This window comes from Kitasatospora sp. NPDC057500 (assembly GCF_042802195.1).
In the GTDB taxonomy this organism is placed as follows: domain Bacteria; phylum Actinomycetota; class Actinomycetes; order Streptomycetales; family Streptomycetaceae; genus Kitasatospora.
Map to the genome: position 1 here is coordinate 1 of NZ_JBHVER010000141.1, position 21,696 is coordinate 21,696.

The following is a 21,696-nucleotide window of genomic DNA, read 5'->3' on the forward strand; positions in this document are numbered from 1 at the left end:
TCAGGCCGTCCTCGCGCGGGTCGTTCCAGTCCGCGCCCTCCTGCTCGGCGCGGGCCGCGGTGCGGGCCTCGGCGTCGGCGAAGAGCGGGTTGTGGGTGTCCGGGAGGCCGTCGGAGCCGGGCATCCCGCACGGGATGCCCGGCCCTGTTGCGTCCCCGGAGTGACGGCCTCACCCTGGCGGCCCAACAGGGCCCCGTTCGGTTGTCGCTCGGCCGGAGGCGGTTCCTACGATCTGACCAATCGTGCGAAACCCCGGGAGGCGGTCATGGCCGACAGACGCGGAATCGCGGGTCTCGGCGGCATCACGCTGGCCCTCGTCGTACTGGTCCCGCTGGCGGGCTGCACCTCCGGCGGCGACGGCACCGAGGAGGTCCGCAAGGTCGACGCCGCCGCGCTGGTGCACCTGTCCGCCACCGAGCGGGCGGACCCCGCCCAGCCGCTCACGGTGACCGCCGAGCCGGGCAGCAGGCTGACCGACGTCACCGTGGTCGGCCCGGACGGGCGGGTGGTCGCCGGGCGGCTCTCCGAGGACCAGCGCAGCTGGCAGACCACCGGACGGCTCAAGGCCGCCACCTCCTACACCGTGCGGATCGCCGCCGACGACGGCCGCGGCGGCCGCGGCGAGACCACCGCCGGCTTCTCCACCCTGGCCGCCCAGCACCTGCTGACCGCCAAGCTCGGCCCGGACTCCTCCGGCAGCGGCGTCTACGGCGTGGGCCAGCCGCTCACCGTCCAGCTCTCCGAGGCGGTCAAGGACCCGCAGGCCCGCCAGGAGGTGGAGCGCGCGCTGACGGTCGTCTCGCAGCCCGCCGTCACCGGCGGCTGGTACTGGGTGGACGACCGGAACCTGCACTTCCGTCCCGAGGACTACTGGCCCACCGGAACCACCGTCGGCCTGGCCTTCGAGGCCACCGGCAGCCGGATCTCCGAGGGCCTGTACGGCGGCGACCGGGCCGCCCTGGCGCTGCGGATCGGCGAGCGCGTCGAGACGGTGGTGGACGCGGCCGCGCACCAGCTGACCCTCAAGCGCGACGGCCAGGTGGTCCGGACGATGCCGGTGACCACCGGGAAGCCCGGCTTCGACACCCGCAACGGCGTCAAGGTGGTGCTGGGCCAGGAGCGCAAGGTCCGGATGAGCGGCGAGACGATCGGCATAGCGGCCGGCAGCGCGGAGTCCTACGACCTCGACGTCGAGTGGGCCACCCGGGTCACCTGGAGCGGCGAGTACGTGCACGCCGCGCCCTGGTCGGTGGGCTCCCAGGGCGTGGAGAACGTCAGTCACGGCTGTACCGGGATGAGCACCGATAACGCCCGCTGGTTCTACCAGAACACCAGGGTGGGGGACCTGGTGACGGTGGTGAACAGCCGCGGCAAGGGCATGGAGCCGTTCGGCAACGGCTTCGGCGACTGGAACATCAGCTGGGCCGAGTGGCTCGGGCACAGCGCCCTGGGCGGCCCCGTCAGCACCACCGCCCCGGTCACCCGGGCACCCGCCACCGGGATGATCGCCCCGCAGCTCTGACGGGGCCGCTCAGCCCTCCGCGGCGTCGTCCCGGTACGCGACCCGCAGCGCGCCGTCCACGGCGGCCAGGGCGTCCTCCGGCGGCACCCCGAGCCGCCGGACCCGCTCGGCGTACTCGGCGGCGGCCGCGGCGGCCAGCCGGTGCGCGGAGTCGCCGACCGCGGCGATCAGGGTGCCGCGCCGGCCGTGCGTCTCCACCACCCCGTCCGCCTCCAGCTCCCGGTAGGCGCGGGCGACCGTCCCGGCGGCCAGCCCGAGCGTCTCGGCCAGCGCGCGGACGGTGGGCAGCCGCAGCCCGGTGGCCAGCTCGCCGGTGCGGGCCTGCTCGGCGATCTGGGCGCGGATCTGCTCGTACGGGGGAGTGGCCGAGGCCGGGTCGACGGACAGCTGCACGGTGGGCTCCTGGGGTTCGCTGCGGGAGGAGGGGCGCGGGTACGGCAAAGCCCGAGGGCCGCCGACCGGAAGAACTCCGGTCAGCGGCCCTCGGGGGCGACGCGGGGGTGCGTACGGGATCAGTGGTGGCCGTGGCCGCTGGTGATCTCGTGGTGCTCCTCGGCGGTCGGCTTGGGGATCTGGCTGCCCTCGCCGTAGAAGCCGCGGGCGAGCTTGGCCCGGGTCCGGGAGAGGACGCCGGCCTTGCGGGCCACGCCGTTCTCGTCGGTCTCGGCCGGCAGCTCGTACGGCTGGACCTGCTCGTGCGCGGTGAGCTTGTGCAGGTCCTGCTGCGGCAGCTGGGCGTGCACCTCGATGAACTCGCCGTGCGGCAGGCGCTTGATGACGCCGGTCTCGCGGCCGTGCAGCACCTTCTCCTTGTCCCGGCGCTGGAGGCCGAGGCACCAGCGCTTGGTGACGATGAAGACCACGACCGGGACGACGAAGAAGCCGACGCGGACGAAGTAGGTGACCGAGTTGATCGACAGGTGCAGGTGGGTGGCGAACAGGTCGTTGCCACCGGCGACCAGCAGGATCAGGTAGAGGCTGATCCAGGCGGCGCCCAGCGCGGTGCGGACCGGGGCGTTGCGCGGGCGGTCCAGGATGTGGTGCTCGCGCTTGTCACCGGTGATCCAGCCCTCGATGAACGGGTAGACCGCGATCGAGACCAGCACCAGCGGGAAGATCGCCAGCGGGACCAGGACACCCAGGTTGAGGGTGTGGCCCCACAGGCCGATCTCCCAGCCCGGCATCAGGCGGATCAGACCCTCGGAGAAGCCCATGTACCAGTCGGGCTGGGCGTCCGTGGACACCTGGTCCGCGCGGTACGGGCCGACCGACCAGACCGGGTTGATGGTGGCGATCGCCGAGATGGCGGCGATGACGCCGAACACCAGGAAGAAGAAGCCGCCGGCCTTGGCCATGTAGACCGGCATCAGCGGCATGCCGACGACGTTCTTCTCGGTCTTGCCCGGGCCCGCCCACTGGGTGTGCTTGTGGTAGAAGACCAGGATCAGGTGGGCCACCAGCAGGCCGAGCATGATGCCCGGGATCAGCAGCACGTGGATGGTGAAGAACCGGGGCACGATCTCGGTGCCCGGGAACTCGCCGCCGAACAGGAACATCTGGATGTAGGTGCCCACCAGCGGGACGGCGAGGATCGCGCCTTCCATGAAGCGGATACCGGTGCCCGACAGCAGGTCGTCCGGCAGCGAGTAGCCGAAGAAGCCGTCGAACATGCCCAGGACCAGCAGCAGGAAGCCGAAGACCCAGTTGATCTCGCGGGGCTTGCGGAACGCGCCGGTGAAGAAGACGCGCATCATGTGCACCAGCATCGCCGCCACGAAGACCAGGGCGGCCCAGTGGTGGATCTGGCGGACCAGCAGACCGCCGCGCACCTCGAAGCTGATGTCGACCGTCGAGGCGTAGGCCTCGGACATCGGGAGGCCCTTGAGCGGCACGTACGAGCCGTCGTAGATGACCTCGCCCATCGAGGGCTTGAAGAACAGCGTCAGGTAGACGCCGGTCAGGATGATGATGACGAAGGTGTAGAGGCAGATCTCGCCCAGCATGAAGGACCAGTGGTCCGGGAAGATCTTGCGCAGGTTGGCCTTGGCGAGGGAGTAGATCCCCAGCCGGCCGTCCGTCCAGTCGGCCGCGGCCTCCCACTTGTTCGCGGGCTTGGCGCGCGTGCTGGCCGGCTTGGCGGCGCCGGATTTGGTGCTGCTCGCACTGCTCATCGAGCACGCTCCCAGAAGCTCGGGCCGACGGCTTCGTCGAAGTCGCCGTGGGCGACCAGGAAGCCCTTCTCGTCAGTGGTGATCTTCAGCTGCGGCAGCGGGTGGCCGGCCGGGCCGAAGATGACGCGCGCGCCGTCCGCCAGGTCGAAGGTCGACTGGTGGCAGGGGCAGAGCGCGTGGTGGGTCTGCTGCTCGTACAGGCTGATCGGGCAGCCGACGTGGGTGCAGATCTTGGAGTAGGCGAGGATGCCCTCGAAACCCTTCTCCTTGGACTTCTCGTCCTTGATGTCCTCCGGCGCGATGCGCACCAGCATGAGGGCGTCCTTCGCGATGCGAACCTGGAAGTCCTCGGAGTGCGTGGTCAGACCCTCGGGCATCGCGAACACCAGGGAGCCCTGGATGATGTCCTCGGCCTTCATCGGCAGGTTGGTGTTCATGTTGACCAGCTGCAGGGGCTTGGCCTCGGTGGCCTCGTCCCAGCCGGTGTGCTGGAGCTTGTCCTCGGGCAGCGGGCCCAGGTCGCGGAGCAGGACCACGCCGGAGAGCGGGACCAGCGCCATCGAACCGATGAGGGTGTTGCGGATCATCTTGCGGCGGCCGAAGCCGGACTCCGCGGCACCGGTCCTGAACTGCTCGATGACGTCGGCGCGGACCTCGTCGTCGGCCTCGATCGGGTGACGCTCGGCCGGGATCTCGTGGTCCGACATCAGGGTGCGGGCCCAGTGGACCGCGCCCGCGCCGATCAGGAACAGGGCGACGCCGAGGGTCATGCCGAGCGCGAAGTTCATCGCGCTGACGTGGCCCAGCGGCCAGATGTAGACGATCTTGTCCGGGTCGATGGCCACGTACGAGGCGATGAAGCCGACGGTGGCGATCATCGACACGACGAACATCAGCGACACCTGGCGCTCGGCCCGCTTGGCGGCCCGCTCGTCGATGTCGGTGCGGCGCGGCTCGTGGGCCGGCAGGCCGGGGTCGGCGAACGGGTCGCCGTGGGCGGCCACCTCGTGGTGCCCGGCGGAGCCGTGCGACTCCGGGAGCTTCTCTTCTGACATGTCGTGGCTCATGACTTCTTGGCCTTGGTGGTGTGGGCGGCGACCCAGATCGCGACCGCGATGAGCGCGCCGAGACCGAAGATCCAGCCGAACAGACCCTCGGTCACCGGACCGAGGCTGCCGAGCGTGAGACCACCGGGGTTCGGCTCATCGTTGGTGGTGTGGCGGACGAAGGCCACGATCTGCTTCTTCTGCTCCTCGGGCATGATGCTGTCCGGGAACGACGGCATGTTCTGCGGGCCGGTCTGCATGGCCTCGTAGATGTGCTTGGCGTCCACGCCCTCCAGCGACGGGGCGTACTTGCCCTGGGTCAGGGCACCGCCCTGGCCGGCGAAGTTGTGGCACTGGGCGCAGTTGGTGCGGAACAGCTCGCCGCCCTTGGACAGGTCCTCGGGGTTGGTCGAGGTGTACTGCTCCTCGGTCGGCGTCACCGGGCCGGGGCCGAGCGAGGCGACGAAGGCGGCGAGCTGGTCGATCTCCGCCTGCGAGTAGATGTTCGGCTTGCGCGGCACCTGGGCGCCGGGCTGCTGGGCCGGCATGCGGCCGGTGGCCACCTGGAAGTCGACCGCGGCGGAACCGACGCCGACCAGGGTCGGACCGTCACTGGTGCCCTGGCCGTTCAGGCCGTGGCAGGAGGAGCAGCCCACGGCGAAGAGCTTCTTGCCCTCGTCGATCGCGAGCGACTGCGCGGCGACGTCGGCCTGCGCCTTGTCGGCGGGCGCGAACGCGGCGTACAGCCCCCCGGTTGCCGCCAGGGCGAGAAGTAGGACGACCAGCGCCGCCAGTGGGTGGCGCCGTCGTGCGGAGAGCTTTTTCACGGAATAACCCCGGTGTCAGGATCTGGTCGACTGGTGGGTGCACCCGGCGGCCGGTCTGGCCGGCACGAGGCTGCCTGTCTAGGGCTGCGCGCGCGGTCGGTCGGTGGGAGCGTCGGCACCGGCGAAATCGGGCCGTCGCCGGTGAGGGCGGGACCCGAGGCCGGTGGCCAGCGACCTGATCAGCTGGTTACTTGATCAGGTAGATGGTCGCGAACAGGCCGATCCACACGACGTCGACGAAGTGCCAGTAGTACGACACCACGATCGCGGCGGTGGCCTGCTCGTGCGTGAAGCGCTTCGCTGCGTACGTCCGTCCCAGGACCAGCAGGAAGGCGATCAGACCACCCGTCACGTGCAGACCGTGGAAGCCGGTGGTCAGGTAGAACACCGTGCCGTACGGGTCGGAGGACAGCGTCAGGCCGTCCTTCTTGACCAGCTCGGTGTACTCGAAGACCTGGCCGCCGATGAAGATCGCGCCCATCACGAAGGTGATGATGAACCACGAGCGGAGCTTCTTCACGTCCCCACGCTCGGCGGCGAAGACACCGAGCTGGCAGGTGAGCGAGGAGAGCACCAGGATCGTGGTGTTGACCGAGGAGAAGGGCACGTTGAGGGCGTGCGCCTTCTCGGTCCAGAACTCCGGCCCCTTGACGGAGCGGAGCGTGAAGTACATCGCGAAGAGGGCCGCGAAGAACATCAACTCGGAACTGAGCCAGACGATCGTTCCGACGCTGACCATGTTCGGCCGGTTGACCGATCCGTGCGCGTGCCCGGTTTCTACTGCTGTTGCTGTCGCCACGACGGACATTATGTCGGTCCCTTATTCCGTCTTCACGCCGGGGGGTGTCCGTCGGAGTGTCCGGTGCGTGCGGTATGCCCCCCTGGCACCCGACGGGCTGTCGGTACCCCTGCTGAGCAGCGGCGTGTCCCTTTTCTGACGGTTGCCGGAAGGCCCCTTCGAGGCCCTTCGCGGCGTGTCGCGGAGGCCTCCCGGGGCCGTCGGTAGTAAGGGGAGAGACCACCCGTCCGCCGTACGGGTGGACTGTGCGGGCGGGGTGACGCGCCGTGCTCCGCCCGGACCAGTCGCGGGGGCGCCCGGCCGAGGAGGATCTCCCCGGAAGGGCTCGGCGGCGGGTGATCGGGAGTAGCATCCGGGGAGAGGCGAACGTGGTCCGGATCACACGTGAGGGAGCAGGCCCATGGCGTACACGACCGACGAGACCTTGACCGTTCTCGTCTACAGCCACGACCGCACCACCCGCGAGCAGGTGCTGACCGCTCTCGGCCGCAGGCCCGCGGAGGACCTGCCGGAGCTGGAGTACCTGGAGTGCGCGACCACCCCCGCGGTGCTCAAGGCGCTGGAGAAGGGCGGGGTGGACCTCTGCGTCCTGGACGGCGAGGCGGTTCCGGCCGGCGGGCTCGGGCTCGCCCGGCAGCTGAAGGACGAGATCTACGGCTGCCCGCCGCTGCTGGTGCTGATCGGCCGGCCGCAGGACTCCTGGCTGGCGGCCTGGAGCCGGGCCGACGCGGCGATCTCCCAGCCGGTGGACCCGGTGGCGCTGGCCGGGGCCGCCGCCACCCTGCTGCGGGCCCGGCTGGCCAAGCGGACGCCCGCCGCGCGCTAGCGCGGGGGACCGGTGTCTCACCCCGGCGTCTCAGTACAAGAGAAGAAGGGTGAACGGCGGAGCCCGGGGCCCCGCCGCTCGATAGGCTGACTCCGTCCCTACGTCCTTCCCCGTCCGCGGGGAGCGAGAGCTGGAGTCGGTCATGGTGAACGTGCAGCCTGCGAACGGCGGTAGCGAGCCCGCGCAGGTGGTCCGCACCTGGCCGGACGTCCTGTCGGCGCTGCTGCGGGGGGAGGACCTCGACCGCTCGGCCACCGCGTGGGCGATGGACCGGATCATGAGCGGGGAGGCCTCCCCGGTGCAGATCGCCGGCTTCATGGTGGCGCTGCGGGCCAAGGGCGAGACGGTCGACGAGATCTCCGGTCTGGTCGACTCGATGTACTCCCACGCCGAGCCGCTGCTCATCCCCGGCCCGGCGGTGGACATCGTCGGCACCGGCGGCGACCGGGCCAAGACCGTCAACATCTCCACCATGTCGGCGATCGTCGCCGCGGCGGCCGGCGCCAAGGTCGTCAAGCACGGCAACCGGGCCGCCTCCTCGGCCAGCGGCTCCTCGGACGTGCTGGAGAAGCTGGGCATCAGCCTGAACCTGCGGCCGCGCCGGGTCGCGGAGATCGCCGAGGAGGTCGGGCTCACCTTCTGCTTCGCGGCCACCTTCCACCCGTCGATGCGGCACGCCGGACCGGCCCGCAGCGAGCTCGGGGTGCCGACCGCCTTCAACATCCTCGGCCCGCTCACCAACCCGGCGCGGGTCACCGCGCACGCGATCGGCTGCTTCGACACCCGCCTCGCCGGGCTGATCGCCGGCGTGCTGGCGCGGCGCGGTGCCAGTGCGCTGGTCTTCCGGGGTGACGACGGGCTGGACGAGCTGACCATCACCACCACCTCGCGGGTCTGGGTGGTCCGGGACGGCGACGTCACCGAGACCTCCTTCGACCCGCGCGACGTCGGCATCGAGCCGGTCGGCATCGAGGCGCTGCGCGGCGGGGACCCGGCCTACAACGCGGAGGTCGCGCGCCGGCTGCTGGCCGGGGAGCACGGGCCGGTGCGGGACGCGGTGCTGCTGAACTCGGCGGCCGCGCTGGTGGCGCTCGACCTGACCGACGCACCGCTCGCCGAGCAGCTCGGCGCCGCGATGCGGCGCACCGCCGCGGCGATCGACTCGGGCGCGGCGCGCGATCTGCTGAAGCACTGGTCGGAGGCCACCTCCCGGGCGTGACACGGGAGTTGGGGCCCGTGGGAGACGCCTCCCACGGGCCCCTCCGACTGTCCGGGATACGGACTCCTGTTTGACCGCGGGACGCGCGCGACCTAGAGTCTTCGCCAGGTCATGAGCGACAGCGTCAAGCCCCAGCTGGCTGTCCGGCAACCCTCCGTCCGTGGCGGGGTGCCCTGGGTGAGGACCGGGTCACGCGGCGATCGGTCCGCGTGGCAAGCGCGGACGCCGGACTGAACGCACTCCCGGGGTCCCTGACCCGTCACAGGAGTGCATCCTCATGTCCCTCGCCACCTCCTTCTGCGCCCCGCTCCCGGTCCTCGGCCACGACGTGCAGGTCCCGCTCGCCAACGGCGAGAAGGTCGGATACGCGGCGCTCGACTACGCCGCCAGCTCCCCGGCGCTCCAGCGGGTCTGGGACGACGTCGCCGCCTACGCCCCCTACTACGGCAGCGTGCACCGCGGCGCCGGCTACCTGTCGCAGCTCTCCACCGACCTGTTCGAGCAGAGCCGCCGCACCGTCACCGAGTTCCTCGACCTGCGCGAGGGCGACCAGGTGGTCTTCACCCGCGCCACCACCGACTCGCTCAACCTGCTGGCCGGCGCCCTCCCGGCCGGGACCCAGGTGTTCGCCTTCGAGACCGAGCACCACGCCTCGCTGCTGCCCTGGGCGCACGCCGGCCTGCCCGTCACCTACCTGCGCGCCCCCCGCTCGCACGCCGAGGCGGTCGCCGCCTTCGACGCCGCGCTGGCCGGCGCGCCCGAGGGCCCGAAGCTGCTCTGCGTCACCGGCGCCTCCAACGTCACCGGCGAGCTGTGGCCGGTCGCCGAGCTGACCCGCACCGCGCACCGCCACGGCGCCCGGGTGGTGCTGGACGCCGCACAGCTGGCCCCGCACCACCGGGTCTCGGTGCGCGAACTCGACGTCGACTGGATCGCCTTCTCCGGCCACAAGCTCTACGCGCCCTTCGGCGCCGGGGTGCTGGCCGGCCGGGCCGACTGGCTGGACGAGGCCGAGCCGTACCTGGCCGGCGGCGGCGCCACCCGCACGGTGGCCCGGGAGACCGACGGCTCGGTGGCCGTGCAGTGGCACACCGGCCCGGCCCGGCACGAGGCAGGCTCGCCCAACGTCATCGGCGCCTACGCGATCGCCTCGGCCTGCCGGGCGCTCACCGAGGCCGGGTTCGACGCGCTGGAGGCGCGCGAGCGGGCGCTGGTCGCGCGGCTGAAGGAGGGGCTGGCGCAGATCCCGGAGGTCCGGGTGCTGAACCTGTTCGGCGCCGACTCGGACCGGGTGGGCGTGCTCTCCTTCGTGGTCCGGGGCTGGAACAGCTCGCACTTCTCGGCCGCACTGTCCGCCGAGTACGGCATCGGGGTCCGCGACGGCCTGTTCTGTGCCCACCCGCTGGTGCGCACCCTGCTCGGCGACGAGGAGGCGGCGCCCTCGGAGTGCGGCGCGCCGGAGCCCTCGCTGCCCGGCGAGCGCAGCCTGAACGCGATCCGGGTGAGCTTCGGCGCGGGCACCCCGGACGAGCACGTGGAGCGGTTCCTGACCGCCGTCCGCGAGCTGGTCACGGACGGCGCGGCCTGGACCTACCGCAACGAGGGCGGCCGCTGCGTCGCGGACACCCGCCGCGAGGGCTGAGCGGACCGCTCGGCGGTGCTACTCGTCGAGGCCGATCGCGAACGCGGCCTCCAGGTCGTGCTGGGAGTAGGTGCGGAAGGCGATCTGGGTCTCGGTGTGGGCCACGCCCGGGACCTTGTTGAGCCGGCCGGGGATCACCTCGGCGAGGTCGTCGTGCCGGGCCACCCGCACCATCGCGACCAGGTCGTAGCCGCCGGTCACCGAGTAGACCTCGCTGACGCCCTCGATGGCGGCGATCGCCTCGGCGATCTCCGGGATGCGGTCGACGCTGGTCTTGATCAGGACGATGGCGGTGATCACGGTGGCGTACTCCTTTGTGAGGTGCCGCCAGGGTATCGGGCGTCGGGGGCACCGTCGCGGGGGCGGGTGGTCCGCGGACGGCGCCCGATGAGGGTGCAGGCGTAGAGGAAGCCGGCCGCGAAGCCGATCACGTGCACCAGGTACGCCACACCGGGCCCGGCGGAGTGCACCGACCACCACTGCAGGACGAACCAGAGCCCCAGCACCAGCCAGGCCGGGAAGCGCAGCGGCAGGAAGAGCAGCAGCGGCACGAGCGTGGTGACCCTGGCCCGCGGGTGGAAGCGCAGATAGGCGCCGAGCGCGGCGGAGATCGCCCCGGAGGCGCCGATCAGCACCCGGGTCGAGTCCGCCGAGTGCGCCTCGGCCAGTGCGAAGCCGTAGGTGGCCAGCGTCCCGGACGCCAGGTAGAAGAGGAGGAACCGGGAGCGCCCCAGCCGCCGCTCCACGGTCGGCCCGAAGACGTGCAGGAAGAGCAGGTTGCCGAGCAGGTGCAGCCAGCCGGCGTGCAGGAAGAGCGCGCTGAGCACCGAGAGCGCCGGGTGCTTGCCGGGGGTGGGCGCGGCCGGGCAGCCGGGCACCGGGTCGGGGGCCTCGGCGAGCTGGCCGGCGGTCAGGGGGCGTCCGGTCAGCAGTTCGACGGGGACGGCGCCCCAGCGCTGCTCGTAGCGCTGCTCCGCGCAGACCCGGCCCTGGCCGCGGCCGTAGAGCGGGTTGAGCCCGGCGGCCGGTCCCAGCAGGAAGACCGCGGTGTTGATCGCGATCAGCGCGTAGCAGACGGCCGGGGCGGTGCCGGCCGGCCGGCCGTGGCGCGCGCCGGGGTGGGCGGGGAGGACCGGGATCGCCATGGGCCCCAGCATCCCTCCGGCGCCGTGCGGGCACCGCGCGGTTACGGCAGGTGGGCTACCGGCGGGGGCCGGTCGGCCGGTGGCCGCGAAGGTTGCCCCAGGCAATAGGCTTGGGCCGGGCATTCCCACCTCCCGCCGCCGACGCCGGGGCTCCGGGGGGAGCGCCTGAGCCCGTTCAGGGACCACCCGAGAGGACCCCCGATGACCGTCCCCGCCCTGACCGCCGAGACGCGCTGGCGCTGCACGCTCTGCGGCAACCTGACCCGCTTCGACGTGACCCGGACCGCCCGGGTCACCGAGTTCCTCCACTTCGACCTGGCCGGCGAGTCGAAGGTCGAGGAGACCCAGGTGCTCAGCGAGACCGTCGAGTCGGTGCGCTGCCGCTGGTGCAACGCGGTCGACCAGGTCGAGCTGGTGGCCCGCCCCGGCGCGGCCGACGGCGCCGAGGCCCCCGAGCAGGCCTGACCGCCTGATCCGTGCGGCGGGCGGTGCAGGGCGTGGCCGGTCGCCGCACGGGACAATACAGAGGGAACGCACGGAGTGTGACGGGGGTGGCGGCCGGGGCCGTACCCCGCTGGACCAGGATCGGAGCCGAGGACGTGGTGGACGCAGCGAAGGAGCCCGGCGGCCCGCAGGGGCGGCAGCCCGCTGTGGACGCGCAGGCGCCGGACGTGGCAGGGGCCGCCCCCTCCGGCACCGGGGCCCCGGCCGAGTCGGCCGCCGGCGAGGAGTCCGGCGGCGGTGACGATCCGGCGGCAGCCGTCGACGGCGCGGTGCGGGACGGCGGGGACGCCGGAGGCGTCGGAGCGGGCGACGCCGAGACGCTGGACCGGCCGCTGCCCGAGGGCGTGCGCCGGCGCGTGGTGGGCCTCGCCTCCGACGCACTGGGCGGGCTGCCGCTCGCGGAACTGCCCCAGTCGCTGCGCCAGTACGCCAAGTTCACCCCCGCGCGCCGGGCCAAGTACGCGGCGACCGCGCTGGCGGCGGCCCTGGAGGCGGAGCCGGCCTTCCGCTCGCGGATAGCGGAGCGGCTGCGGCTGGGCCAGCCGGACCTGGTCAGGGCGCTGGAGTCGGGCACCGTGCCGGGCGCGGCCGACCCGATGGACGTGGCGGCGGCGGCCTACCTGGTGCGCTCCGCCGGGTGGAGCCGGCTGGTGGCCGAGGCCGGCGAGGAGGCCGAGCGGGCGGGCGCCGAGGGCGCGGCGGCCGAGGCGGCCCGGCTGGTGGAGAAGTTGCAGGCCGAGCTGGCCGAGCTGCGCTCCGCGGCGCGCTCCGACCTGGAGCGCCAGCGGGCCGAGTCGGAGGACGTCCGGCGCGAGGCGGACTCGCTGCGCCGCAGACTGCGGTCGCTGGAGAGCGACACCCGCCGGGCGCAGGCGGAGACCCGCAAGGTGGCCGCCGAGCTGGAGTCGGTCAGGGCGCAGGCGGCGGCCGAGCGGAGTGCGGCGGAGAGCGAGGCGCGCCGGCTGCGGCACCGGGTCACGGAGCTGGAGAACGCCGTCGAGCAGAACCGCCGGTCGGCCCGCGAGGGGCGCAGCGTCGAGGACATGCGGCTGCGGCTGCTGCTGGACACCGTGCTGCAGTCGGCCCAGGGGTTGCAGCGGGAGCTGGCGCTGCCGGTGTCCCAGATCCGTCCGGCGGACCTGGTGGAGGCGGTGGTGCCGGGCGCGGCCTCGCCGCACGACGTGGCGCGGCGCGGTCTGGCCGAGGACGATCCGGCGCTGCTGGACCAGTTGCTGGCGATCCCCCAGGTCCATCTGGTGGTGGACGGCTACAACGTGACCAAGACGGGCTATCCGACGCTGCCGCTGGAGCAGCAGCGGATCCGGCTGCTGGGCGGGCTGGCGATGCTGGCGCAGCGCACCCAGGCGGAGGTCACCTGTGTGTTCGACGGCCAGGACCTGGACGTGCCGGTGATCATGGCGCCGCCGCGCGGGGTGCGGGTGCGGTTCAGCCGGACCGGGGAGACGGCGGACGAGTTGATCCGCCGGCTGGTGCGGGCCGAGCCGCAGGGGCGCCCGGTGGTGGTGGTCTCCACCGACCGGGAGGTCGCGGAGGGCGTGCGGAAGGCCGGCGCGCGCCCCGTAGCATCGGTGCTGCTGCTGAACCGGCTGGCCCGGCCGTAACCGCTTCCGGGTGCGGGCCGGTCGGTATGACGGCTGGTCAGCGCCCGGATTGCGGTGTTGTGCGAGTTTTGTGAAGTCAGATGGGCGGTTCGGGTTCACGCGATCGGGGGAGTGGCGCGAAGCGTGGATCTTCACTAGTGTCTGGCGTCAAACCTATTTTCCGGATTCTCACCCGTTCGGGTGAGGCCATTGGAAGAAGGAGCCGGTCCCTTGGCCTCCCACCGCCGTCCCAAGCAGCCGAGCCGCGCGCGGGTCTCCGTGCTCACCGCTGCCGCTGCGACCGCGGTCGCCCTCTCCGCCCAGGTCGCCGCACACGCCGCGCCCAGCCCGTCGCCGAAGAAGGACGACGTGAAGGCGCAGATCGACCAGTTGCAGGAGGAGGCCGAGCAGGCCACCGAGAAGTACAACGGCGCCAAGGAGCGCGCGGACCAGCTGCGCAAGCAGGCGGACCAGCTCCAGGACCAGGTCGCACGCGGCCAGGAGCAGATGACCCAGCTTCAGGCCGGGCTGGCCGAGGTGGCGGGGGAGCAGTACCGCACCGGCGGCATCGACCCGTCCGTCCAGCTGATGCTGACCTCCGACCCGTCCGGCTACCTGGACAAGGCCTCCAGCGTGCAGCAGGCCAGCTCCAGCCAGGCCGAAGCGCTCAAGGGGCTCCAGGACCAGCAGCGCCGGCTCGACCAGCAGAAGGCCGAGGCCGCCGCCGTCCTGGCCTCGCTGGACAGCACCACCAAGGACCTGAACCAGTCCAAGGCCGAGGTCAACAAGAAGCTCAAGGAGGCCCAGGACCTGCTGAACTCGCTCAGCGCCTCCGAGCGGGCCGCCCTGAAGGCGCAGGAGCAGCAGGCCGAGCGTGCCTCGCGCGGCTCCGAGCGCACCGACCTGGGCAGCCTGCCGCAGGCGAGCGGCAAGGCGGGCTCCGCGGTCTCCCTGGCGATGAGCAAGACGGGCTCGCCGTACGTCTGGGGCGCCACCGGCCCGAGCGGCTTCGACTGCTCCGGCCTGATGGTCTGGGCGTACGGGAAGGCCGGCGTCTCGTTGCCGCGCACCTCGCAGGCGCAGGGCAACTACGGCACCCGGGTGCCGTCGATCGCCGAGGCCCAGCCGGGCGACCTGGTCATCTACCGCGACGACCGCAGCCACGTCGGCATGTACATCGGCAACGGCATGGTGGTGCACGCGCCGCGCACCGGTGACGTGGTGAAGGTGATGAAGGCCGACGCCATGAAGATCAACACCATCCGCCGGGTCTGACGGACCGGCACGACACGCCCGGGGGCCCGTCGGGGCCCCTGTGATCAGCGCCACCTCCGAACCGGGGGTGGCGCGGCGCGTTTCGGGTGGGTGTTCGACCGTCTGACGGAGAATGATCAGCCGGTCGTGGGGGCGTGATTACACTCGGTCATATTCACAAAAGAACTTGGGTATTCTTCCGGCTTTTTTCTGACAAGGATTTGAACGGATCACGGATCTGTTACTAGGGTCGTGCTTCGAACCACGCACAGTCGATCACCCAGCCTGGGTGGCGGCGGGGTTCGCCGCCGAGTTCGCGAAGCAGCGGGACGGGGCCTTCGGGTCGCCCGTCCGAGTGAGGGCCCAGCAGTCGGGGGTCCGCTGTGGAGCGGAGCCGGGGAACCACGTTCCTCCGGGGTGAATCGGCGCCAGGCCGGCCGCGGGAGCGGCGGGTGAGGCGTCGTAGGGCACGCTTCCGCCCGAACCCGTCAGCTCACCCGGTAGGCGGATGAGGAAGAAGGAGTCCGCCTTCGTGGCGTCCCATCGTCGTCCCAAGCCCGCCGGCCGCACCCGTGTCTCGATCCTGACCGGTGTCGCCGCCGCTGCCGTTGCCCTGTCCGCGCAGTCCGGCGCCCACGCCGACCCGACGCCGACCAAGGACCAGGTCAAGGAGCAGGTCGACCAGCTCAACGAGCAGGCCGAGGTCGCCACCGAGAAGTACAACGGCGCCCAGGCCAAGCAGCAGGAGCTGCAGAAGCAGGTCGCCGAGCTGCAGGACAAGGTGGCCCGCCAGCAGGCCGTGGTGACGGAGGCCCAGGGCGGCCTCGCCGAGATCGCCGGCGAGCAGTACCGCACGGGCGGCATCTCGCAGACCGTCCAGCTGATGCTCTCCGCCAGCCCGGACAACTTCCTCAACCAGGCCGACGCCCTGAACCAGGCCGGCTCGACCCAGTCCGGCGCGCTGAAGGAGCTCCAGGAGCAGCAGCGCAGGCTCGACCAGGACCGTACCGAGACCCAGGCCAAGCTCGCCGAGCTGGAGTCCACCACCCAGCAGCTGAAGAGCTCCAAGGAGGACGTCCAGGGCAAGCTGCAGAAGGCCCAGGACCTGCTCAACACGCTCACCGAGCAGGAGCGCCAGGCCCTCCGCGCGGCCGAGGAGAAGGCCGCCGCCGAGGCGAAGGCGAAGGCGGAGGCCGCCAAGGCCGAGGCCGCGAAGGCCGCCAAGGAGAAGGCCGAGGCCGAGCGCGCCTCCCGCGACACCAACCGGACCAACCTGAACGCGCCGTCGGCCGGTTCCTCGGCCCCCGCGGCGTCCTCCGCCCCGTCGGCCCCGGCCGCCAAGCCGGCCGCGCCCGCCGCCCCGGCCGCGCCCGCCGCCAACGGCTCGCGCGCCGCCGCCGCGATCGCCGCCGCCGAGAGCAAGCTCGGCTCCCCGTACGTGTACGGCGCCACCGGCCCGAACTCGTTCGACTGCTCGGGCCTCACCGGCTGGGCGTACGCCCAGGCCGGCGTGTCGCTGCCGCGGACCTCGCAGGCGCAGGCCACCGCCGGCACCCAGATCGGCTCGGACATCTCCAAGGCCCAGCCCGGCGATCTGGTGATCTTCTACGGCGACCGCCACCACGTGGGCATCTACGTCGGCGGCGGCCAGGTCATCCACGCCCCGAAGCCGGGCGCGTCGGTCCGCTACGAGGCGGCGTCCAACATGCCGGTCAACACCATCGTGCGCCTCTGACCGCCGGTCGGCAGGCTTCGTCGGGCCCGGTCTCCCCGTGCGGGGAGGCCGGGCCCGCGGCTTTTCCGGGCCCGCCGGGACGCTCGGTCCGCGAACCGATCTGACGTCCGATAAGTGTCTGAATATTCGGGTTCGGAGGGGTTTGGATTCGGTTGCCCGGACTCGCTAACGTCTGCCACCGGACGCCCGCTTCGACAGCCGCCCGCCCCGGTGCGGCGGCGGGCCGGGCCCAGGATCGGAGCCGACGTCGCATGGCCGTGCACCGCCGTTCCCCGCTGTCAGGTGCGCAGGTGCTCGCCCGGGCGCTGGTGCTCACCGCGGCGGCCACCACCGCGTTGGGCGTGGCGACCGGCGGCAGCGCCCGGGCCGTCCCCGGCGCGCCGGACGCCCCGGCCGACCGCAAGGACGTCAAGGCGCAGGTGGAGCAGCTCTACGACGAGGCCGAGCAGGCCTCCGAGCGGTTCAACGCCGCCCAGGAGGCCCAGCAGCGGCTCCAGCACGAGACCGGCACGCTCCAGGAGCAGATCGCCGTCGGCCAGGACGAGTTCAACCGGCTGCGCGGCGACCTCGCCACGGTGGCCGGCGCCGAGTACCGCGGCGGCGGGATGACCAGGACCGTCCAGCTGATGCTCGCCACCGACCCGGCGGGCTACCTCTCCCGGGCCCGCGCCCTCGACCAGACGGCCGAGCGGCAGAACGAGACCCTGCACGAGCTGCTGGGCCGTCAGCGGGCGCTCGACCAGCGCCGGGCCGAGACCACCGCCAAGCTCGCCGAACTGGAGCAGACCCGCAAGGCGCTGGCCGAGAGCAAGCAGCAGATCCAGCAGCGGCTCGCCAAGGCCCAGCGGCTGCTCAACAGCCTCGGCACCGCCGAGCGAGCCCGGCTCGCCGCCCAGGACGCCCACGACGCGGAGCAGCGCGCCACCCGGGGCAAGGACCGGCTGGACCTCGGCGACACCCCGCCCGCCTCCGAACGCGGCGCCGCCGCGCTGGCCGCCGCGGTGCGGATGGTCGGCGCGCCCTATGTGTACGGATCCGCCGGGCCCAAGGCGTTCGACTGCTCCGGTCTGATGTACTGGAGCTGGCGGCAGGCCGGAGTGACCCTGCCGCGCACCTCGCAGGCCCAGGCGTACGCCGGGCGGCGGGTCAGCCTCTCCGAAGCGCGGCCGGGGGACCTGGTGATCTTCTACCGGGACATGCACCACGTCGGGATGTACGCCGGCGGCGGGGTGATCGTGCACGCCCCGTACCCGGGGGCCAAGGTCCGCTACGAGAGCGTCACCACGATGCCCGTCTCGGGGGTGATCCGGCTCTGAGCCGCCCGGATCCCGCCGCCGACCGCGGGCCGTCCCGGCGCACCGCCCTGCTGCTCGCGGCCGGCGGGCTCGCCCAGCTGTCGCTGCCCGGGGCCGCCCCGGCGCCGACCGCCGCCGCGGCCCCGGACGAGCACGCCGACGTCCTGGCCCTGCTCGACGCGCGGGCCCGGGCGCTGACCGCCGGGCCGCCAGCGCTGCCGCTGCGTGCCGGGTACCGCAACCTGCTGCTGGGGCCGGTGGACCGGGCCGGGCGGTGCGCCGCCACCGCCGAGCTGACCGTGGAGGTGACGGGCTACGACCGGTGGCCGGTCGTCCATCCGCGCCGGCTGGCGCTGGCCCGCTCCGCCGCCGGCTGGCGGGTCGAACACGAGGAGGGCGCGGACGGACCGCCGCCGCCGTGGGACCTCGGCACCGTCCGGGCCGAGGACGGCGCGCGCTGCCTGGTGCTGGGGATGGACGCCGGGGGCATACCCGCCCCCACCGGGCTCGCGGTCGTCGGCGACCGGGCGGTGGCGGCCGTCGAGGCCCTCTGGGGCACCGCCTGGGCCGGCCGGCTGCTGCTCGAAGTGCCCGCCACGGGGGAGCAGTTCACCCGGCTGCTGGCGGACGGGCAGGCCGGCTGGTCCGGCATGGCGGCGGTCACGGTGGCCGCGCCCGGGGCGCCGCTGAACGCCCCGGCCGACCGGGTCCTGGTCAACCCGGAGACCTACGCGGGCCTGAGCGACTTCGGCCGCCAGGTGGTGGTCACCCACGAGGCGGTGCACGTGGCGACCCGGGCCGACACCCGCGCCTGGACGCCGCTCTGGCTCTCCGAGGGCGCCGCCGACTGGACCGGCTACCGCGACGCGAACCGGCCGGCCCGCCGGATCGCCCCGGAACTGGCCCGGGACGTCGCCGCCGGGCGGCTGCCCGCCGCACTGCCCGAGGACGCCGCCTTCGCGGCCGGCGGGGAGGGCCTCGCCCAGGTCTACGAGCAGGCCTGGCTGGCCTGCGACCTGATCGCCCGCCGGTACGGGCCGCAGCGGCTGGTGGCGCTCTACCGGGCGGTCGGCGCGGCGGCCCCGGGCGCGGACCGGCAGGCCTGGCTGGACGGGCTGCTGCGGGACCGGCTCGGCCTCGGCCTGGCCGAGTTCACCCGCCTCTGGCAGGCCGAGGTCCGGGCACTCGCCCAGTCCTAGGGCCGGTTCCAGGGCCGGTTCCAGGGCAGGCCCAGGACAGTCCTAGGGCCGGGCCGAGGGCCGGGCGCCCTGGCGGCGGTCGCCGGGCGAGGTCCGCGGCCGGTCGATGCCGTCCAGCAGGTCCTGCTCGTACGCGATGCCGGGGCGCACCGAGAACGCGGCCGCCGGGACCGGCTCGGGGCGGGCCAGCACCACGGTCTCCGGGAGCCGCTCGGCGCGCCGGGTGGAGCGCCAGAGCCGCACGCAGGACAGCACGGTGGCGGCCAGCAGCAGCAGGTTGCGCAGCGTCAGCACGGCGATGGCGCCCGGCTTGCTGGCGACCACGTCGCCGAAGACCAGCGGGAACTCCACCAGCGTCAGCGGGGTCGCGGCCAGGATCAGCAGCGCCACCGGCCGCTGGCTGCTGCCGCGCACGGTCAGGCAGACCGCCGCCACGCCGACCAGCCAGACCAGGTACTGCGGGCTGATCACCCGGCTGGTCACGGTGAAGATCAGCAGCGCGGCGAGCGCGGCGTCGTACATGGTGGCCGCGTTGCGCCGCCGGGCGGTGAAGCGCCACAGCAGCAGCCAGCCGAAGCCGAGCACGGTGCCGGCCAGCATCACCTTGCTGACCACGTCCACCCACGGCCCGAGCATCTCCACCGAGCCGTAGTTCATCATCACCCTGCCGTCCCAGGCCCCGGTGATCCGGGCGAAGTGGATCGGCAGCGCGCCGACCGACTCCACCTCGATGCCGCGGTCCTTCTGGAACGTCAGGAACTCGAACGCGCCGTTCATCCCGGCCGCCAGCAGGAAGCCGATCGAGGCCGCCGCGGCCGCCGCGGCGGTCCAGGAGCGGCGGGTGCGCCGGCCGGAGGGGGTGCCGATCAGGCCGAGCAGCGGCCAGATCTTGACGATGCCGCCGAGGCCCAGCAGCAGGCCGCCGACCGCCGGCCGGCGGATCAGCGCCAGCAGTCCGGCCACCGCGATCGCGGTGACGATCACGTCGTAGCGGTTGTAGATCATCGGGCCGAGCAGCGGGACGCCGGCCACCCAGACCCAGGCGCCGGTCAGCGCCCGGCCCTTGCGCATCCCGGTGCGGACCAGCAGGGCCATCGCGGCAGCGTCGGCGATCCCGCAGATCACCCAGAACGACACCAGGTACGACCAGGGCAGCAGGCCCGGCAGCAGGATCACCAGGGCGGCGCCGGGCGGGTACTGCCAGGTGACGTCGTCCAGCGGGAAGGTGCCGGTCTGCAGCACGCCGTACCAGCCGTGGTAGATCAGCCAGACGTCGGCGGTGATGTCACCGCCGGGCATCCGCAGCACGCCGGTCACCAGCAGCACCAGCAGCGTCCGGGTGGCCACCCAGGTCCCGCCGAGCGCCAGGAGCGCGCCCGAGCGCCCGGAGGGGCGCGTGGTGCTCTGCGCGGGCTCGCGCCGGACGGCGAGCGCCGTGCCGGGGCCCTCGGCGCCGCTGGATGTACCGGACTCGGTGGCCGGGGCCAACTCCACTGCGCTCCCTCGTTCGTCTCGGACGTCCCGTCGGCGGCGCCGCGCGGCGGGCGCCCGGGCGGTCCGGGCGGATCGGGATCGGCCGCCGTCACGGGGCCCGACCGGCTGCGCCGACCACCCGGGTACTAGGACAGACCCTGGGGTGGAACGGTTGCCGTGCGTGGTTCCGTTCCCGGCGGGTCGTGGTGTTGACCTATCGTACGGATCACCCAGCGGTACACCGAGCACCCCCCGACCGAGCGAGCCGTGGCCTGATGCACAAGACCTTGATCGTGACCAACGACTTCCCGCCCAGGCCGGGCGGTATCCAGGCCTTCGTCCACAACATGGCCGTGCGTCAGCCCGCAGGGAGCGTCGTGGTGTACGCCTCCACCTGGCGCGACGGCACCGAGGTGACGCGCTTCGACGCCGAACAGCCGTTCCCGGTGATCCGCGACCGGACGAAGGTGATGGTTCCCACACCGCGGGTCACCCGGCGGGCCGCCGAGATCCTGCGGGCCGAGGGCTGCGACTCGGTCTGGTTCGGTGCCGCGGCCCCGCTCGGCCTGATGGCCCCCGCGCTGCGCCGGGCCGGGGCCGGGCGGCTGCTCGGCATGACCCACGGCCACGAGGCCGCCTGGGCCCAGCTGCCGGCCGCCCGGCAGCTGCTGCGCCGGATCGGCACGGGCACCGACGTGCTCACCTACCTCGGCGAGTACACCCGCTCGCGGATCGCCTCCGCCGTCGGCCCGGAGGCCGCCGCGCGGATGGTGCAGCTGCCGCCCGGCGTCGACGAGCGGAGCTTCCACCCGGACTCCGGCGGCGCCGCGGTGCGCGAGCGGCTCGGCCTGGCCGACCGGCCGGTGGTGGTCTGCGTCTCCCGGCTGGTGCCGCGCAAGGGCCAGGACACCCTGATCGAGGCGATGCCGCAGATCCTCGCCGACGTGCCGGACGCGGTGCTGCTGATCGTCGGCGGCGGCCCCTACCGGGCGGACCTGGAGAAGCTGGTGGACGCCCGCGGCGTGCGCTCCGCCGTCCGGTTCACCGGCTCGGTGCCGTGGGAGGAGCTGCCGGCCCACTACGGCGCCGGGGACGTCTTCGCGATGCCCTGCCGCACCCGGCGCGGCGGACTGGACGTCGAGGGGCTCGGCATCGTCTACCTGGAGGCCTCGGCGACCGGCCTGCCGGTGGTGGCCGGGGACTCCGGCGGCGCGCCGGACGCGGTGCTGGAGGGCGAGACCGGCTACGTGGTGCCGGGCGGCACGCCCGCCGCGGCGGCCGAGCGGATCGTCCGGCTGCTGCGGGACGAGGAGCTGCGCCGCCGGATGGGCGAGGCCGGACGGCGCTGGGTGGACCGCTCCTGGCGCTGGGACCTGCTGGCCGGGCGGCTGACCTCGCTGCTGGCGGGCTGAAGGTGTGCCGGTGCGGCCCGCCCCAC

General features: G+C 73.2%; 19 protein-coding genes and 2 riboswitches. Of the genes, 11 read left to right on the forward strand and 8 right to left on the reverse strand.

Annotated elements, in window-relative coordinates; genetic code table 11:
• Positions 1-265: 265 nt before the first annotated feature.
• On the forward strand, positions 266-1,522 hold the full coding sequence (locus ACFU74_RS25700) for an Ig-like domain-containing protein (protein WP_380760766.1): 1,257 nt from the start codon (positions 266-268) through the stop codon (positions 1,520-1,522).
• Between the two features lie 9 nt (positions 1,523-1,531).
• Here the strand turns inward: ACFU74_RS25700 and ACFU74_RS25705 are convergent, their stop codons facing one another.
• From ACFU74_RS25705 to ACFU74_RS25725, 5 genes are all read right to left on the reverse strand, one after another.
• Positions 1,532-1,915, reverse strand: a complete 384-nt coding sequence (locus tag ACFU74_RS25705; RefSeq protein WP_380760768.1) for a GntR family transcriptional regulator — start codon at positions 1,913-1,915, stop codon at positions 1,532-1,534.
• A gap of 119 nt (positions 1,916-2,034) precedes the next feature.
• On the reverse strand, positions 2,035-3,693 hold the full coding sequence (locus tag ACFU74_RS25710; RefSeq protein ID WP_380760770.1) for a cytochrome bc complex cytochrome b subunit: 1,659 nt from the start codon (positions 3,691-3,693) through the stop codon (positions 2,035-2,037).
• Positions 3,690-4,748 carry a Rieske 2Fe-2S domain-containing protein gene (locus tag ACFU74_RS25715; protein WP_380760772.1) on the reverse strand — a complete coding sequence of 353 codons (1,059 nt, stop codon included), beginning with the start codon at positions 4,746-4,748 and terminating at the stop codon, positions 3,690-3,692. The genes ACFU74_RS25710 and ACFU74_RS25715 overlap by 4 nt, the downstream gene beginning before the upstream one ends.
• A gap of 8 nt (positions 4,749-4,756) precedes the next feature.
• A complete protein-coding gene (locus ACFU74_RS25720) occupies positions 4,757-5,566 on the reverse strand; it encodes a c-type cytochrome (protein WP_380760774.1) in 810 nt (269 codons plus the stop codon).
• A gap of 187 nt (positions 5,567-5,753) precedes the next feature.
• The gene (locus tag ACFU74_RS25725; RefSeq protein WP_344335583.1) at positions 5,754-6,374 is read right to left on the reverse strand and encodes a heme-copper oxidase subunit III; all 621 of its coding nucleotides are present in this window, start codon (positions 6,372-6,374) and stop codon (positions 5,754-5,756) included.
• 391 nt (positions 6,375-6,765) lie between these two features.
• Between ACFU74_RS25725 and ACFU74_RS25730 the strand changes: the two genes are divergently transcribed.
• The 3 genes from ACFU74_RS25730 (at position 6,766) to ACFU74_RS25740 (ending at position 10,052) form a co-directional block, all read left to right on the forward strand.
• Positions 6,766-7,191, forward strand: coding sequence for a hypothetical protein (locus ACFU74_RS25730; protein ID WP_380760777.1), 426 nt, complete (start codon positions 6,766-6,768; stop codon positions 7,189-7,191).
• Positions 7,192-7,333: 142 nt separating this feature from the next.
• Complete coding sequence (gene trpD, locus ACFU74_RS25735; RefSeq protein WP_380760779.1) at positions 7,334-8,410, forward strand: anthranilate phosphoribosyltransferase; 1,077 nt, start codon at positions 7,334-7,336, stop codon at positions 8,408-8,410.
• Positions 8,411-8,517: 107 nt separating this feature from the next.
• Positions 8,518-8,635: riboswitch (SAM riboswitch) on the forward strand.
• Between the two features lie 52 nt (positions 8,636-8,687).
• Entirely contained in the window at positions 8,688-10,052 is a 1,365-nt protein-coding gene (locus ACFU74_RS25740; protein ID WP_380760781.1) for an aminotransferase class V-fold PLP-dependent enzyme, read from the forward strand.
• Positions 10,053-10,070: 18 nt separating this feature from the next.
• Here ACFU74_RS25740 and ACFU74_RS25745 read toward each other — a convergent pair whose 3' ends face one another.
• The gene (locus ACFU74_RS25745) at positions 10,071-10,352 is read right to left on the reverse strand and encodes an Lrp/AsnC ligand binding domain-containing protein (protein ID WP_350549500.1); all 282 of its coding nucleotides are present in this window, start codon (positions 10,350-10,352) and stop codon (positions 10,071-10,073) included.
• Positions 10,349-11,197, reverse strand: coding sequence for a rhomboid family intramembrane serine protease (locus ACFU74_RS25750; protein ID WP_380760784.1), 849 nt, complete (start codon positions 11,195-11,197; stop codon positions 10,349-10,351). The genes ACFU74_RS25745 and ACFU74_RS25750 overlap by 4 nt, the downstream gene beginning before the upstream one ends.
• Before the next feature lie 201 nt (positions 11,198-11,398).
• On the opposite strand from ACFU74_RS25750, the gene ACFU74_RS25755 reads away from it, so the two are divergent.
• The 6 genes from ACFU74_RS25755 (at position 11,399) to ACFU74_RS25780 (ending at position 18,785) form a co-directional block, all read left to right on the forward strand.
• Complete coding sequence (locus ACFU74_RS25755) at positions 11,399-11,662, forward strand: hypothetical protein (RefSeq protein ID WP_380760786.1); 264 nt, start codon at positions 11,399-11,401, stop codon at positions 11,660-11,662.
• A gap of 308 nt (positions 11,663-11,970) precedes the next feature.
• On the forward strand, positions 11,971-13,323 hold the full coding sequence (locus ACFU74_RS25760; protein ID WP_380760800.1) for an NYN domain-containing protein: 1,353 nt from the start codon (positions 11,971-11,973) through the stop codon (positions 13,321-13,323).
• A gap of 210 nt (positions 13,324-13,533) precedes the next feature.
• Complete coding sequence (locus tag ACFU74_RS25765) at positions 13,534-14,577, forward strand: NlpC/P60 family protein (RefSeq protein WP_380760788.1); 1,044 nt, start codon at positions 13,534-13,536, stop codon at positions 14,575-14,577.
• Between the two features lie 348 nt (positions 14,578-14,925).
• Positions 14,926-15,078, forward strand: a riboswitch (cyclic di-AMP (ydaO/yuaA leader).
• Positions 15,079-15,088: 10 nt separating this feature from the next.
• Positions 15,089-16,291, forward strand: a complete 1,203-nt coding sequence (locus ACFU74_RS25770) for an NlpC/P60 family protein (RefSeq protein ID WP_380760790.1) — start codon at positions 15,089-15,091, stop codon at positions 16,289-16,291.
• Between the two features lie 251 nt (positions 16,292-16,542).
• Positions 16,543-17,607, forward strand: a complete 1,065-nt coding sequence (locus tag ACFU74_RS25775) for an NlpC/P60 family protein (protein ID WP_380760792.1) — start codon at positions 16,543-16,545, stop codon at positions 17,605-17,607.
• 236 nt (positions 17,608-17,843) lie between these two features.
• Positions 17,844-18,785, forward strand: a complete 942-nt coding sequence (locus ACFU74_RS25780; protein ID WP_380760794.1) for a hypothetical protein — start codon at positions 17,844-17,846, stop codon at positions 18,783-18,785.
• A 42-nt stretch (positions 18,786-18,827) separates the two neighbouring features.
• On the opposite strand, the gene ACFU74_RS25785 is transcribed toward ACFU74_RS25780, so the two are convergent.
• Positions 18,828-20,279: a glycosyltransferase 87 family protein gene (locus ACFU74_RS25785; protein WP_380760796.1), complete on the reverse strand. Its 1,452-nt coding sequence runs from the start codon at positions 20,277-20,279 to the stop codon at positions 18,828-18,830.
• A gap of 254 nt (positions 20,280-20,533) precedes the next feature.
• Between ACFU74_RS25785 and ACFU74_RS25790 the strand changes: the two genes are divergently transcribed.
• Entirely contained in the window at positions 20,534-21,670 is a 1,137-nt protein-coding gene (locus tag ACFU74_RS25790; RefSeq protein WP_380760798.1) for a glycosyltransferase family 4 protein, read from the forward strand.
• Positions 21,671-21,696 lie beyond the last annotated feature (26 nt).

Bases quoted from the DNA above. Each gene is read 5' to 3' on its own strand.
- ACFU74_RS25790 (WP_380760798.1), top strand. From the start codon at position 20,534: ATGCACAAGACCTTGATCGTGACCAACGACTTCCCGCCCAGGCCGGGC.
- ACFU74_RS25755 (WP_380760786.1), top strand. From the start codon at position 11,399: ATGACCGTCCCCGCCCTGACCGCCGAGACGCGCTGGCGCTGCACGCTC.
- ACFU74_RS25750 (WP_380760784.1), bottom strand. From the start codon at position 11,197: ATGGCGATCCCGGTCCTCCCCGCCCACCCCGGCGCGCGCCACGGCCGG.
- trpD (WP_380760779.1), top strand. From the start codon at position 7,334: ATGGTGAACGTGCAGCCTGCGAACGGCGGTAGCGAGCCCGCGCAGGTG.
- ACFU74_RS25710 (WP_380760770.1), bottom strand. From the start codon at position 3,693: ATGAGCAGTGCGAGCAGCACCAAATCCGGCGCCGCCAAGCCGGCCAGC.
- ACFU74_RS25775 (WP_380760792.1), top strand. From the start codon at position 16,543: ATGGCCGTGCACCGCCGTTCCCCGCTGTCAGGTGCGCAGGTGCTCGCC.
- ACFU74_RS25725 (WP_344335583.1), bottom strand. From the start codon at position 6,374: ATGTCCGTCGTGGCGACAGCAACAGCAGTAGAAACCGGGCACGCGCAC.
- ACFU74_RS25730 (WP_380760777.1), top strand. From the start codon at position 6,766: ATGGCGTACACGACCGACGAGACCTTGACCGTTCTCGTCTACAGCCAC.
- ACFU74_RS25740 (WP_380760781.1), top strand. From the start codon at position 8,688: ATGTCCCTCGCCACCTCCTTCTGCGCCCCGCTCCCGGTCCTCGGCCAC.
- ACFU74_RS25700 (WP_380760766.1), top strand. From the start codon at position 266: ATGGCCGACAGACGCGGAATCGCGGGTCTCGGCGGCATCACGCTGGCC.
- ACFU74_RS25715 (WP_380760772.1), bottom strand. From the start codon at position 4,748: ATGTCAGAAGAGAAGCTCCCGGAGTCGCACGGCTCCGCCGGGCACCAC.